General features: G+C 61.0%; 15 protein-coding genes. 8 read left to right on the top strand and 7 right to left on the bottom strand.

Annotation, left to right across the window (positions count from 1 at the left end; all coding sequences use genetic code 11):
- Positions 1–116: 116 nt before the first annotated feature.
- Positions 117–1,142: a DUF2793 domain-containing protein gene (locus tag ACQKP1_RS14990; protein WP_427275872.1), complete on the top strand. Its 1,026-nt coding sequence runs from the start codon at positions 117–119 to the stop codon at positions 1,140–1,142.
- 66 nt (positions 1,143–1,208) lie between these two features.
- Here the strand turns inward: ACQKP1_RS14990 and ACQKP1_RS14995 are convergent, their stop codons facing one another.
- Positions 1,209–1,949: a helix-turn-helix domain-containing protein gene (locus tag ACQKP1_RS14995; RefSeq protein ID WP_427275873.1), complete on the bottom strand. Its 741-nt coding sequence runs from the start codon at positions 1,947–1,949 to the stop codon at positions 1,209–1,211.
- Between the two features lie 402 nt (positions 1,950–2,351).
- On the opposite strand from ACQKP1_RS14995, the gene ACQKP1_RS15000 reads away from it, so the two are divergent.
- Positions 2,352–2,627 (top strand): DUF1153 domain-containing protein, encoded by a 276-nt coding sequence (locus ACQKP1_RS15000; RefSeq protein ID WP_006725852.1) that lies wholly within the window; start codon positions 2,352–2,354, stop codon positions 2,625–2,627.
- Positions 2,628–2,749: 122 nt separating this feature from the next.
- Here the strand turns inward: ACQKP1_RS15000 and ACQKP1_RS15005 are convergent, their stop codons facing one another.
- Positions 2,750–3,202 carry a paraquat-inducible protein A gene (locus ACQKP1_RS15005; RefSeq protein WP_427275874.1) on the bottom strand — a complete coding sequence of 151 codons (453 nt, stop codon included), beginning with the start codon at positions 3,200–3,202 and terminating at the stop codon, positions 2,750–2,752.
- 81 nt (positions 3,203–3,283) lie between these two features.
- On the opposite strand from ACQKP1_RS15005, the gene ACQKP1_RS15010 reads away from it, so the two are divergent.
- On the top strand, positions 3,284–3,568 hold the full coding sequence (locus ACQKP1_RS15010; protein WP_203017254.1) for a GNAT family N-acetyltransferase: 285 nt from the start codon (positions 3,284–3,286) through the stop codon (positions 3,566–3,568).
- Positions 3,569–3,666: 98 nt separating this feature from the next.
- On the opposite strand, the gene ACQKP1_RS15015 is transcribed toward ACQKP1_RS15010, so the two are convergent.
- Entirely contained in the window at positions 3,667–4,017 is a 351-nt protein-coding gene (locus ACQKP1_RS15015; protein WP_006725855.1) for a hypothetical protein, read from the bottom strand.
- A gap of 435 nt (positions 4,018–4,452) precedes the next feature.
- On the opposite strand from ACQKP1_RS15015, the gene ctrA reads away from it, so the two are divergent.
- Positions 4,453–5,154 carry a response regulator transcription factor CtrA gene (ctrA, locus tag ACQKP1_RS15020; protein WP_006725856.1) on the top strand — a complete coding sequence of 234 codons (702 nt, stop codon included), beginning with the start codon at positions 4,453–4,455 and terminating at the stop codon, positions 5,152–5,154.
- Positions 5,155–5,319: 165 nt separating this feature from the next.
- Here the strand turns inward: ctrA and ACQKP1_RS15025 are convergent, their stop codons facing one another.
- Positions 5,320–5,682 (bottom strand): response regulator, encoded by a 363-nt coding sequence (locus ACQKP1_RS15025; RefSeq protein WP_427275875.1) that lies wholly within the window; start codon positions 5,680–5,682, stop codon positions 5,320–5,322.
- A gap of 112 nt (positions 5,683–5,794) precedes the next feature.
- Positions 5,795–6,439, bottom strand: coding sequence for a histidine phosphotransferase ChpT (chpT, locus tag ACQKP1_RS15030; RefSeq protein WP_006725858.1), 645 nt, complete (start codon positions 6,437–6,439; stop codon positions 5,795–5,797).
- 190 nt (positions 6,440–6,629) lie between these two features.
- Between chpT and ACQKP1_RS15035 the strand changes: the two genes are divergently transcribed.
- Together ACQKP1_RS15035 and ACQKP1_RS15040 are read left to right on the top strand one after the other, a co-directional pair.
- Positions 6,630–7,217, top strand: a complete 588-nt coding sequence (locus ACQKP1_RS15035; protein ID WP_427275876.1) for a DUF1134 domain-containing protein — start codon at positions 6,630–6,632, stop codon at positions 7,215–7,217.
- Between the two features lie 186 nt (positions 7,218–7,403).
- Positions 7,404–8,549 (top strand): hypothetical protein, encoded by a 1,146-nt coding sequence (locus ACQKP1_RS15040; protein ID WP_427275877.1) that lies wholly within the window; start codon positions 7,404–7,406, stop codon positions 8,547–8,549.
- Between the two features lie 43 nt (positions 8,550–8,592).
- Here ACQKP1_RS15040 and ACQKP1_RS15045 read toward each other — a convergent pair whose 3' ends face one another.
- A complete protein-coding gene (locus ACQKP1_RS15045) occupies positions 8,593–9,426 on the bottom strand; it encodes a TrmH family RNA methyltransferase (protein WP_427275878.1) in 834 nt (277 codons plus the stop codon).
- Positions 9,427–9,433: 7 nt separating this feature from the next.
- Positions 9,434–9,826 carry a hypothetical protein gene (locus ACQKP1_RS15050; RefSeq protein WP_427275879.1) on the bottom strand — a complete coding sequence of 131 codons (393 nt, stop codon included), beginning with the start codon at positions 9,824–9,826 and terminating at the stop codon, positions 9,434–9,436.
- 172 nt (positions 9,827–9,998) lie between these two features.
- On the opposite strand from ACQKP1_RS15050, the gene ACQKP1_RS15055 reads away from it, so the two are divergent.
- Positions 9,999–11,027: an RluA family pseudouridine synthase gene (locus tag ACQKP1_RS15055; protein ID WP_427276462.1), complete on the top strand. Its 1,029-nt coding sequence runs from the start codon at positions 9,999–10,001 to the stop codon at positions 11,025–11,027.
- A gap of 188 nt (positions 11,028–11,215) precedes the next feature.
- Positions 11,216–12,118, top strand: coding sequence for an RNA polymerase sigma factor RpoH (rpoH, locus tag ACQKP1_RS15060; protein WP_054148332.1), 903 nt, complete (start codon positions 11,216–11,218; stop codon positions 12,116–12,118).
- Positions 12,119–12,157 lie beyond the last annotated feature (39 nt).

Genomic DNA, 12,157 nt, shown 5'->3' on the forward strand with positions numbered 1-12,157 from the left:
AAAAACTCAATATTTTTCAATGGGGGCATGTGCTTTTCATCCCCCTCCTCTGCACCTCGCTCACACTCTCCGCTTCAACCCGCGCTGCCCCGGCAGCCGAACGCGAAGGAGAGACCATGCCAGACGCAAGCCCCAATCTCCCCCTGCCCTTCATCCTGCCGGCGCAGGCGCAGAAACACGTCACCCACAATGAAGCGCTTCAGCGGCTGGACGCGCTGGTACAACTGGTTGTCGTCGGCAATTCGAGCAGTCCGCCTCCCGCTCCGGAGGAAGGAGAAATCTACTGGGTGGTCGAGCCGGAAAGCGGTCTGTGGACAGGGCATGCCGGGCAACTCGCGCTGTTTCAGGACGGCGTGTGGGTCTTCATGACACCTAGGATCGGCTGGCACGCTCTTTTCCTCGGCGAGCAGAGGTTAAAGAGTTTCGACGGCACTGAGTGGATTGTCCCGCCGCTGGCGGAGGAAGCGCGCTTCGAGCGTCTGGGGATCGCCGCCGATGCCGATGGCTTCAACAGGCTCTCCCTTTCTTCGCCGGCAGCCCTGTTCAATCACGCAGGCGACAGCCATCGGCTGGCGATCAACAAGGCGGGAACCGCGGATACCGCGAGCATGATCTTCCAGTCCAACTGGCAGGGGCGTGCAGAAATGGGCCTTGCCGGAGAGGATCGCTTCTCGCTGAAGGTGAACGGCGACCTGACAGGTTGGCGCCAGGCCGTGAGCGTCACCCCGGAAGGCTACGTCCGCCACGACCAGCGGCCGCTGGCCCGCGCCGCTCTTGCCGCAACAACGCTGACACCAGCGGCCGGCAGCTTTACCGGCTTTGACGATCTGCACCTCTCCGGTGGCGACATGTCCCTCGGCGCCCCGCTTGCCTCCGGCCATGGCCGGCCACTCGTGGTCGCGGCATCCGGTTACTATCTGCTGTCGCTCAGCGTCTCCGCCGTCAGCACGGGCACCCACACCGTTCATGTCAGCCGCAACGGATCTACCGATATCGCAAGCCATGTCGGCGGTGCCGGGACATCGAGCACGGTCGCCCTGGTCTGGCTCGATGCCGGCGACACGCTGGCACTTCGCCATCAAGGCACGATCCAGTACCAGTTCGGCTACGGCAAGACCGAGCTCAGCCTCGCCTTTCTCTGAAGGCCAGAACGACGAAGGGCGCCGCTTGAAAAGCCGGCGCCCTTTTCGTTTGCAAAGATACTGCTGTCAGAGCAGCCGATAGCGACAGGCTCGCGCCACCGCCTGCATGCGGTTCACCGCCTCGAGCTTGCGCATCGCGCTCTTCAGATAGCTGACGACCGTATGGCTCGAAATGTCGAGAATGATGGCAATCTCGTCGCTGCTCTTGCCGGCAGCCGACCAGCGAAGACATTCGATCTCGCGGGCCGACAGCTTTTCCTTCGGTCCGAGCCGCGGCACCAGGGCCTCGACGCCGGCATCCAGGAGCTCCATTGCACCCAGCTGGAGTGCCGCGATTTCCGGACGCTCGGGCGCATGGTCGCGCCCCGAAAAGACGAGCACATATTGGGTTTGGTTTCGGTCGTAGAGATTGAGGACCAGAGAACCGCCGAGCTCGAACTGCTGGAAAAGCGGGGCAAGCGGCTGGCGCGCCTCCGAACCCGGTGTGCCGAGGAACAGGTTGTCATGCGTGAAGAGCGGAAGGATCGTCTGCTTGATCCGCGCGATCAGCAGGCTGCCGGCATAGACTTCTGCCGCCTCATAGCCGAGGCGCAATTCGTCGGGCCAGGTGCAGAGGATCAGATTGGCCGAGAACTCCGGACTATCGGCCTTTGGAACGCGCGCAAGCAGCGTGTTTCGGAAGCCATGGCTGCGACCGAGCGCAGAGAACTCGCGTCCCAATGGGCCGGTGGAGAGCGCTTCGCTCTGAAAAACGGCATCACCGTCACCAAGACCGTGACTGCCCGTCACATCAGTTGGCCTGAACATAAAACTCCTTTCGACCGGACGTTCGTCCGATCGGGATTTCGAATGTTTATGGACATTGAATCGTTCCATGCGGAACGAGTATCAGCTGGGCCTGTCGCCGGTCTTGCGGCGCCCGACGGGAACCGCGATGCTCGACATCTACCCTTCCGATCGAGATAACGATCGAGACATCAGTATTGCTGCGGAGCCAATGCCATAGATCGCTAATGGGCACCAGTCGCAGTCCTCGCATAACTCCTATGCATTTGCCGCAAGTTTAATCAACTTGCCTGCAACGCGACGACTCTTGCTCCGGCCTGATCGGGAAAATTATTATCAAATGCTTACAATGGGCTTAGGCAAATTTTAAAGCATCGGTCCTAGTATGAGGGTGTGTGGTCTTGAGTTTGTATAGAGAGTCCAATGACCGAAATGATCCGCCCACGAGTGAAATATGTCATCGGCCCCGATGGCAGCCCCCTTACGATTGCCGATCTTCCGCCGGCCAATACGCGCCGCTGGGTGATCCGCCGCAAGGCTGAGGTTGTCGCGGCTGTGCGTGGTGGCCTGTTGAGCCTGGAAGAAGCCTGCGAACGCTACACCCTGACGGTCGAGGAATTCCTGTCCTGGCAGTCGTCGATCAACGACCACGGCCTGCCGGGCCTGCGCACCACCCGAATTCAGCAGTATCGCCATTAGTCCATTTTCGTACCGGCTCGCCCGGTACACTTCCATTTGCATCAGACCCATACCTGAAACCGGCAAGGCCCCAGCCTGCCGGTTTCATGCTTTTCGGGCGAAGCGTCCTGCGTTCAAGCCACTCAGCGCCGCAACTGCCAGGCTCGAGCCGGCATCGAACCAAAGGCCCGGCTGCGTGAAGGCCTGAGCGAGCCGCTGGATTTCGTCGCGAAGATGACAATTGCGACCAGCAACACATCCATCATCGACCATTTCGACAACACCGGGACCAGGCGCGTCAGCGCCCCCTGCCCCGGTTGCGCCTCGCCAGCAATTTCCTCGGCCGTCAGAAGCAGCAACTTGATCAGCGGAAAGACGATGGAAACGAGCGCGACCAGCAGCGCAAGCACGCAGTCACCGTCAGCATAAAGCGAAACAATCACCTCGATGAGCGAGGCATCGGTGGAAAAGACGTAAAAGCTTTCGAACCGCATCAGCGGCAGGCTGACGCCAAGCGCAATCGAGATCGAGGCTCCGACGAGGAGGAGCGCCGTCAACCAGACGACCACGATGGCTTCCTTCCCGACATCGAACACTGCGTATCCGGCAGTTGCGTTGCCGGCCGGCACTGCCCGATGTTAAGCAGAACCATCGAAATGCGGCAACAGGAGGCGGCAATGCAGATCACCAGTGAGGAAGCAGGATCGGGCGGACGTTACGTCGGCCGTATCGAGGGCATCAGCGAACCCGCCGTAATGACCTATTCCCGTGCCTCCGCAAGCCTGATCATCATCGACCATACGGAAGTTCCCGGCACCATGCGCGGACAGGGCGCCGGTCAGGCTCTCGCCGAACACGCCGTGGCTGCCGCGCGCACCGGCGGCTGGAAGATCATCCCGCTTTGCCCGTTCATGAAGGCGCAGATGGACCGGCACCCGGATTGGAACGACGTGCGCAAGTGAGCGCCGACCATCCGGTGCCCAAGACGAACAAAGGCGGACGCCGGATAACCCGCGCCCGCCTTCTTGTTTGAAATCTCAACCAGACTGAATAGCGTTATTCAGGCCCGGACACGCATCTGGCCATCGCGCTCTTCGAGAGCGGCTGCCTTCTGGTATTCCGCTTCAGCCTCTTCCAACGCCAGTTCTGCCGCTTCCTGCTGGACCTTCAGTTCCCGAATCGAAACCTGAAGATTGTCCGCGCGCTGGCGTGCCGCCTTGGCAAAGGTGGGATAGGCGAAATGATTGGGATCGGTGATGCCCGATTTCTTTTCCTCGATGCCGATCTGAGCTTCTAGCTCCTTCGCCATCCGTTCGAATTCAGCCATCATAGACTGCAACTGCTGCAATTGCCGACGCTTTTCGGTAACCTGAAATCCCTTCAGGCGTACCAGGCTCTCACGCGACTTCATACGCAATACTCCCGTGATGCGAGACCCCCCGCCACACTTGCTACTCAACACGCCCGCCACCGATTCGTCCAAAAAAAGTCCGCGGCGTTAACAAAAAGCTACCTTTGGTAACCTTTCGTTTACGGGCATCGTTAATGATAAGCCCGATCACTTAAGGGTCAGTAAATGCCAGAGCCCGAAAAGAGCTCGTGACAATGATGAGTCAAATGAATCGGTTACGGGGTTTCCCTGAGGCGCAGATTCAAGTGTGGCGATGACCGAAAACACATGAAGAATCAGGAGGCTAAAATCTTTGCTTAATAAATTCGATACACCTTGCCAGAGGGAATCAGAATTTGTTAACCAATTGGTGGCAGCCTTCAAATCAGGCAACGACTGGATCCGTATCGCGTAGGGGGCCATCTTGACCTTTCGGCGGCGGTAAAGGGGATAAATATGCGGGTTCTACTCATTGAAGACGATAGCGCGACGGCGCAGAGCATCGAACTGATGCTCAAGTCGGAAAGCTTCAACGTCTACACCACCGATCTCGGCGAAGAAGGTGTCGACCTCGGTAAGCTCTACGATTACGACATCATTCTGCTCGACCTGAACCTGCCTGACATGTCCGGTTATGAGGTGCTGCGTACCCTTCGCCTGTCCAAGGTGAAGACGCCGATCCTGATCCTTTCCGGTATGGCGGGCATCGAAGACAAGGTACGTGGTCTGGGCTTCGGCGCCGACGACTACATGACCAAGCCGTTCCACAAGGACGAGCTGGTTGCCCGCATCCACGCGATCGTCCGTCGCTCGAAGGGCCATGCCCAGTCGATCATCATCACCGGCGAACTGATCGTGAACCTGGACGCCAAGACGGTCGAAGTCGGCGGTCAGCGCGTTCACCTGACGGGCAAGGAATACCAGATGCTGGAGCTTCTTTCGCTCCGCAAGGGCACCACGCTCACCAAGGAAATGTTCCTCAACCACCTCTATGGTGGCATGGACGAGCCGGAACTGAAGATCATCGACGTCTTCATCTGCAAGCTGCGCAAGAAGCTCGCAAATGCGGCCGGTGGCGCCAACTACATCGAAACCGTCTGGGGTCGTGGCTATGTGCTGCGCGAGCCGGACGGCGCGGAATACCAGGAAACGGCGTGAGCCTTTTCCCACTTCTTCAAAGAGGCCCGCGTCGGTGACGCGGGCTTCTTGCATTTTAGAGCCACGAAACGATGGCTTCCCTGACCTCGGACAGCAGAAACACAAAAGGCGGCGCCCTGGGCACCGCCTTGTCAGATGTCGTTCTTCAAGTCCCCGGGAGGGAAATCAGGCGGCGATCGCCTTGTCGCCGAATGTCTTGGTGAGGATCTCGCGATCGAACGGCTTCAGCAGGAAGTCGCTGGCCCCGGCCCGCTTGCCGGCCATCATCACCTTCAGCTCGGCTTCGACCACGCAGTAATAGATCTTGACCGCCTTGCCTTCCGGCAGCGCACGGACATTCGAGATCAGATCGAGGGCGTCATCCATGCCGGCATCGACGATCATCACGTCGGGAAGCTCACGCTCGCAACGCGATAGCGCCTCGCGGCCGGAAGCGGCTTCCGTCACCTGGTAGTCGAGTTCCGACAGGATCTTCTTGCCGACCTTGCGAACGATGTCGGATCCATCTGCGATCATCAGGCGCTTCATGGTGGCCTCCCTCCCCAGAGACGGGGATCTGAAATATGATTGATACCTTAACGGGCCGCGCCTAAGGAAAGGTTACCGGTTGTAGCCCCGGCGCGTCCCGAATCGGGACGGCTTAACCCACCACCTCGGCGGTGAACGCGATCTCGCCTTCGCTCGGCACGCATTTCAGCTCCATGCCGCACTCATCCGCGAGCAGCACCGTGTAATAGGGCTGGATGGTATGGGCATCGACGGCTTCTTCGAGATGGCCGGACAGGATTTCCTGATATTTCGGCGGCACCCGCAGCATGCGACCCTTGGCGACGATCTTGAACTTCGCGTCCGTCTCGGGGTTTTCGAGAGAAATGTCGAGCGAACCGCCACGCGGAATGGCGCCGTAGGCGACGAGGAAGAGGTTAAGCAGCAGCTTCACTCGGTTCTTGGCGATGATCGCGCGCGGGCCGCTCCAGGTCACCTCGGTCTTCTTCTCGGCCTGCGCAAAGTCCTTCGCAGCCTTTTCTGCCTCGCCGGTATCGATCGAAGCACCGACCGAACCGGATGCGCCGAAAGCGAGGCGGGCAAATTTCAGGCGGACCGAAGCGTTGAGGGCGCTGGTCCGGATCAGGTCCATCGCATCGGCATCGGCGCCGCCTTCGTCAAGCAGTTCCAGGCCGTTGTTGATCGCTCCGACAGGCGAGATCACGTCGTGGCAGACACGGCTGCAAAGCAGTGCAGCAAGATCGGGGCCTGCAAGCGTGAGGTTGGGGTTCTTCGCCATGGTCTTCTCCAGAAGATGTGGACCCTCGAAGCAACAGTCGGACACGCGTCCGCTGGCCGCGACTTGGTCGGATGCCGTTCGGCCATAATGACACCATAGTTGGTAAACCGATTATTAAGACGATGCTCGCTAGGTTTAATTACCCCCAAGGAAGACGCCGAATCCGTCGGCTTCGCATTTAGGAGGCACTATGCGTCACCTGCCCTACCGCTCCCTGCCGTTGCTGCGGTCGCTTGCCATCGCCGTTCTGGCAACGATCAGCGTCGTTTCGGTACTCCGCCCAGCCCAGGCTGCCGGCGAATATTCGATCCAGGAAGTGGTCGACGCAGGCCATGGCTTCTTCGGCGAGACCAGCGGAGCGCTCGCCAAGGTGATCGAGCAGGCCTTCGAACAGTATGGCCTCCCGAACGGCTACATTCTCGGTCAGGAAGGATCCGGCGCCCTGATTGCCGGTCTGACCTATGGCGAAGGCACGCTCTACACCAAGAATGTCGGCCAGCACGACGTCTTCTGGCAGGGCCCTTCCCTCGGGATCGACTACGGCGGCAACGGCACCCGCACCATGATGCTGGTCTATGACCTGCCGGATGTCGACACGCTCTATGCCCGCTATGGCGGCGTGAGCGGCTCGGCTTACATCGTTGCCGGCGTCGGCATGACGGTATTGAAGAGCCGCGACGTGATCCTGGTGCCGATCCGCACCGGCATCGGCGCACGCCTCGGGGTCAATGTCGGCTATCTGAAGCTGACGCGCACGCCGACCTGGAACCCGTTCTGAGCCGCCTCGCCTTAATCCTTAAGGCTGAAGCAAGCTCGATCTGCTCTGTCGTTAGCCATATTGGTCGAAGGACGTCGCACGTCAGGCTGTTCTGCTTGCCGGGCGGCACCGTGCATGCTTAACTATCTGCTAATGCTTCCCTAGTGCTGTGGCGCCGTCGTGATTGAATATACACTGATATTCGCAATGGGATTTATGGCAGCAGCGCTGCTGGTAATGCTCGTTGCCCCGGCCGTACACCAGCGGGTGGTGCGCTATACGGAAAACCGTCTGAAGGCCACCATGCCGCTCAGCCCGCAGGAGATCCGGGCCCAAAAGGACATGGTGCGCGCACTCTATGCGGCCGAAAATGCCAAAACCCAACATGACCTGAGCCGCGAACGTGAAAAGTCCCTTGGCCTGACGCTGAAGAACGAGACGCTGAGCAGCGAAGCGGCACGCCTCGTCGCCGAGACGAAGGAACTCAAGGTCCAGATCGAGGACATGAGCACGGAAGCCGCCGACCTGCGCTCGCGTCTGCGCCGCAGCGATGTGGAAATGTCGACGATCCGCGAGACGTTGAAGCGCGTGGAGATTTCCGCCGCTGCCAAGGATGTCGAGCTTGAGGAACGCGCCCATCGCATGGCCCGCCTGATCAGCGACATGGACACCATGCGCATCGAAGCCATGAGCCGCGACACCGAGATCGACACGCTGAAGACCCGCATTCAGGGCATGCGCGACGAACGCGAAGACTTGCGGCGGGAAAACAAGCTGCTCGGCAAACGCGCCAAGGATGCGGAACTGCGCCTCGCCCAGGAAGAACACAAGGTATTGCGGCTCGAAGATGTGCTGGCCCGGGATGCTGCCGAAAGAGCCGACGCAAGTTCGCTCGTCGAGCGCCGCACACGCGAACTTCGCGATCTTCGCGCCAAGCTGAAGACGGCCAATGCCCAGCTCCGCGAGGCCCAGCGCGCCCTTCGCGAAGCCGGCATCGCGATACCCGATTCCAAGGACACGCCGATGCCCGAAGACGAGATCGCCAATTCAAACCTCGCAACCGATACGACCGCCCTGGAAAACGACATCCGCCGAAGCCAGACGGCCCTGACCGAGCGCCTGTTGAAGGCGAAAGCGTCGACGGAAGACGATGCCCTGCGCGAAGAACTCGGCGATATCGCCGCCAAGATGATCGTTCTGACGGCCGCCCGCGAAGGCGAGCAGAGCGTCATCACCGAATTCGTCTCACCGCAATCAAAAAGCGGCGACAAGCCGAAGAGCCTGGTCGACCGAGTGCTCGCCATGGACCCATCGATCGGTCGCGGCGCCGGCATGGCGACACCGGCCGAATAAGACGACGGCCTCAGTGATCTGAAACGCTTCCTTGACGTGAGATTTAGCCGAGACGTCCCATGGCGCGCGCAATAGCATAGAGCGCAATCCCGCTCGCCGTGCCGACATTCAGGCTGTCCAGCCCCGGGGCCTGGGCGATGCGGGCCGATCGGAAACGGTCGAGGATTGCAGCCGGAAGCCCCTCCCCTTCCGTGCCCATCACCAGCGCCACGCGTCGGCCTGGCGCAATCGCACCGATCTCGACCACACCGCCAGGCGACAGAGCCCAGATCTCGAACCCGGCGGTTGCAAGTGCCCCGAGCACCTCTTCTGCGCTCCCCTGCCGAGCATAGGGAACCGTCAGCACCGATCCGACGGAAACACGCAGAGCCTTGCGATAGAGCGGATCGCAGCAAGTCTCGTCGAGGAAGACGGCATCTGCGGTAAAGCCCGCCGCATTACGGAACAGGGCGCCGACATTGTCGTGATTGGAAATGCCGCAGCCAACCAGCACCAGAGAGCTTTCAGGCAGGCGTGCGACCAGATCGTTCAGTTCAGGTGGCGCAGCACGGCTGCCGAGCGCAAGGACGCCACGATGCAGGTGAAAGCCGGCGATCGCGTCCAGAACCGCAGCCTCGGCCACGTAGACCGGAATATCAGCCGCAAACTGCCCGATCAGATCGGATAACCCGGCCACCCGGTTTTTGAGGAGAAGCAGCTTTTCCGCCCGCACCGACCCGCCGCCTGCATGCGCCTTGGCCAGCATGGAGAGCACCACCGTGCCTTCGGCAACAAACTGGCCGTGCCGGCCGGTCAGGTCGCGTTCGCGGATCGAGGTGAACTCGGCGATCCTCAAATCGCCGGGGTCGGTGATCTCGATAAGGCGACCCGCTTCCACGCCTGCCTCAGTTGCCGGCAAGCGTGACGTCGGCAATGATGCGGCCGAGCGAAAGATCGAAGACGTAGGCCTTACGCGCGCCATCAGCCGTTTCGCCGTAGATCAGCATCTGGCTGCCGGAGAGCGAGGTCTGCACGACGCGGAAGCCGGCTGGCAGGTTGGCGGTCAGGCTGAGTGGCTGGTCTGAGGGCACGGCGAAGGGCTGCGATGTCGTAGCGACCGGCTCGGCCCCACCTTCATCGCGCGTCAGCTTGTAGAAGATCGATACGAGCACGGCGAGAAAGAGCACCGCCATGATGCCGCCCGAGATGAGCTGCAGCTTGACCATCTTGCGGCGCACACCTTCCATGACGGGATCAAGCGGCTTGTCTTCCGGGTTCTCGTCGTCGATATGAGCCATGGCAGCAGTCGTTTCCAATCCGAGTTCGCGCTGATTTGCATGCCTTCTCCGATGCGAACGAGCCGGAGAAAATTGCCGGGCAGACCGGCTGTCGATTGTCGAAGACCCCGGTCTGTGCCAAATGGCAGCGACAAAGGCCGAGACCTTGGCCGCCGTAAGACGGGATGACATGATGACCGACCCCTTTAACGAAGCCGCCGCATCAAGGAAAGAGCTGATTGCCGAGGACGACGCCTCAGGCCGCATCGACGCCTGGCTGACAGCGGCGCTCGGTCAGGAGTTTTCCCGCAACCGGGTCAAGGCGCTGATCGAACAAGGCGCGGTGCAGCTAAACGGCAATCTGCTCGACAGCCCGAACCGCAAGATCAAGCCGGGCGACACTGTCGTCATCGATCTGCCCGAGCCTGAGGATCCGCAGCCGAAGGGCGAAAACATCCCGCTCGAGGTCCTCTACGAAGACAAGGACCTGATCGTGATTGCCAAGCCGCCAGGCCTCGTCGTCCATCCCGGCGCCGGCAACTGGCATGGCACGCTGGTCAATGCGCTGATCTATCATTGCGGCGACACGCTCTCGGGCATCGGTGGCGTCAAGCGCCCCGGCATCGTGCACCGGCTCGACAAGGACACGTCGGGCGTGATGGTCGTCGCCAAGAACGATATCGCCCATCGTCACCTCGCCGACCAGTTCGCCGATCACGGCCGCACCGGCCCGCTGGAGCGCGCCTACCGTGCCGTCGTCTGGGGCCGCCCGCGCACGCTCGCCGGAACGATCGATGCGGCGCTGGGCCGCTCCGGCGCCGACCGCACGAAGCGCACGGTGAAGCGCGAGGATACCGACGACGCCCGCGAGGCGATCACCCATTACACCGTGCTCGAACGCTATGGCGAAAAGCCGGACGCCACCTGCCTTGCCTCACTGGTCGAGTGCCGCCTGGAGACCGGCCGCACCCATCAGATCCGCGTCCACATGGCCCATATCGGCAATCCGCTCGTCGGCGACCAGGAATATGGCGCCGCCTTCAAGACCAAGGCGAACCTCCTGCCCGAAGACGCCAAGCGCGCCGTCAACAAATTCCACCGCCAGGCGCTGCATGCCTACCTGCTCGCCTTCGAACACCCGACCACAGGCAAAACCATGCGCTTCGAAGCCCCGATCCCGGCGGATCTGCAGAAGGTGATCGATGCGCTGAAGGCGATGTGAGACTCTAACGCTCTGAGCCTGGCCGTTCTTTATCGGTTGACACTCCGTCACGCTCTCGTGACGGAACGCAAATCTTGTATCGCCGTTTTGCCATACTTATCTGTCATACGGATTTCTGTGGGATAGAGAGATCCACGGAGATAGGGCTCGCCGGATTTTGGGAGCCCGCGAAGAAAGAGGGGTGCTATATGGCCCGCAGCAGTTTGCCATCGATCACAGCCGGAGAAGCCGGCCTCAACCGTTACCTGGACGAGATCCGCAAGTTCCCAATGCTGGAACCCCAGGAAGAATACATGCTTGCCAAGCGTTATGCCGAGCACGGCGACCGTGACGCGGCGCACCGGATGGTCACGAGCCACCTGCGTCTGGTTGCGAAGATTGCCATGGGCTATCGCGGCTACGGCCTGCCGATCGGCGAAGTCGTCTCTGAAGGCAATGTCGGCCTGATGCAGGCCGTCAAGAAGTTCGACCCCGAGCGTGGCTTCCGCCTGGCGACCTATGCCATGTGGTGGATCAAGGCCTCGATCCAGGAATACATCCTGCGCTCCTGGTCGCTGGTGAAGATGGGCACGACCGCGAATCAGAAACGCCTGTTCTTCAACCTGCGCCGCCTCAAGGGCAAGATCCAGGCGATCGAGGAAGGCGACCTGAAGCCCGACCAGGTCACCGAGATCGCGACCAAGCTGAAGGTGTCCGAGGAGGAGGTCATTTCGATGAACCGCCGCCTCTCCGGCGACGCATCACTGAATGCTCCCTTGCGCGCCGCCGAAGGCGAAAGCGGTCAGTGGCAGGATTGGCTCGTCGACGACCACGAGAGCCAGGAAGCCGTCCTGATCGAACAGGACGAGCTCGAAACCCGCCGCAGCATGCTGAAGCGGGCCATGAGCGTGCTGAACGACCGCGAACGCCGCATCTTCGAGGCGCGCCGCCTCGCAGATGATCCGGTCACGCTGGAAGAGCTCTCCACCGAGTTCGACATCAGCCGCGAGCGTGTTCGCCAGATCGAGGTCCGCGCCTTCGAAAAGGTACAGGAAGCCGTCCAGAAGGACGCCCTGGAGCGCGCCAAGGCCTTGCGCGTGGTCGAGGCTTAAAAGTCGTCGACATCGACGACAACTGGCTCAAGCCGTCCG

The organism is Allorhizobium sp. NPDC080224, assembly GCF_050281005.1.
Classification (GTDB): domain Bacteria; phylum Pseudomonadota; class Alphaproteobacteria; order Rhizobiales; family Rhizobiaceae; genus Allorhizobium.

Excerpts from the sequence above, each read along its gene's own strand:
- ACQKP1_RS14990 (WP_427275872.1), top strand. The coding sequence starts at position 117 with ATGCCAGACGCAAGCCCCAATCTCCCCCTGCCCTTCATCCTGCCGGCG.
- ACQKP1_RS14995 (WP_427275873.1), bottom strand. The coding sequence starts at position 1,949 with ATGTTCAGGCCAACTGATGTGACGGGCAGTCACGGTCTTGGTGACGGT.
- ACQKP1_RS15000 (WP_006725852.1), top strand. The coding sequence starts at position 2,352 with ATGACCGAAATGATCCGCCCACGAGTGAAATATGTCATCGGCCCCGAT.
- ACQKP1_RS15010 (WP_203017254.1), top strand. The coding sequence starts at position 3,284 with ATGCAGATCACCAGTGAGGAAGCAGGATCGGGCGGACGTTACGTCGGC.
- ACQKP1_RS15015 (WP_006725855.1), bottom strand. The coding sequence starts at position 4,017 with ATGAAGTCGCGTGAGAGCCTGGTACGCCTGAAGGGATTTCAGGTTACC.
- ctrA (WP_006725856.1), top strand. The coding sequence starts at position 4,453 with ATGCGGGTTCTACTCATTGAAGACGATAGCGCGACGGCGCAGAGCATC.
- ACQKP1_RS15025 (WP_427275875.1), bottom strand. The coding sequence starts at position 5,682 with ATGAAGCGCCTGATGATCGCAGATGGATCCGACATCGTTCGCAAGGTC.
- chpT (WP_006725858.1), bottom strand. The coding sequence starts at position 6,439 with ATGGCGAAGAACCCCAACCTCACGCTTGCAGGCCCCGATCTTGCTGCA.
- ACQKP1_RS15035 (WP_427275876.1), top strand. The coding sequence starts at position 6,630 with ATGCGTCACCTGCCCTACCGCTCCCTGCCGTTGCTGCGGTCGCTTGCC.
- ACQKP1_RS15040 (WP_427275877.1), top strand. The coding sequence starts at position 7,404 with ATGGGATTTATGGCAGCAGCGCTGCTGGTAATGCTCGTTGCCCCGGCC.
- ACQKP1_RS15050 (WP_427275879.1), bottom strand. The coding sequence starts at position 9,826 with ATGGCTCATATCGACGACGAGAACCCGGAAGACAAGCCGCTTGATCCC.
- ACQKP1_RS15055 (WP_427276462.1), top strand. The coding sequence starts at position 9,999 with ATGACCGACCCCTTTAACGAAGCCGCCGCATCAAGGAAAGAGCTGATT.
- rpoH (WP_054148332.1), top strand. The coding sequence starts at position 11,216 with ATGGCCCGCAGCAGTTTGCCATCGATCACAGCCGGAGAAGCCGGCCTC.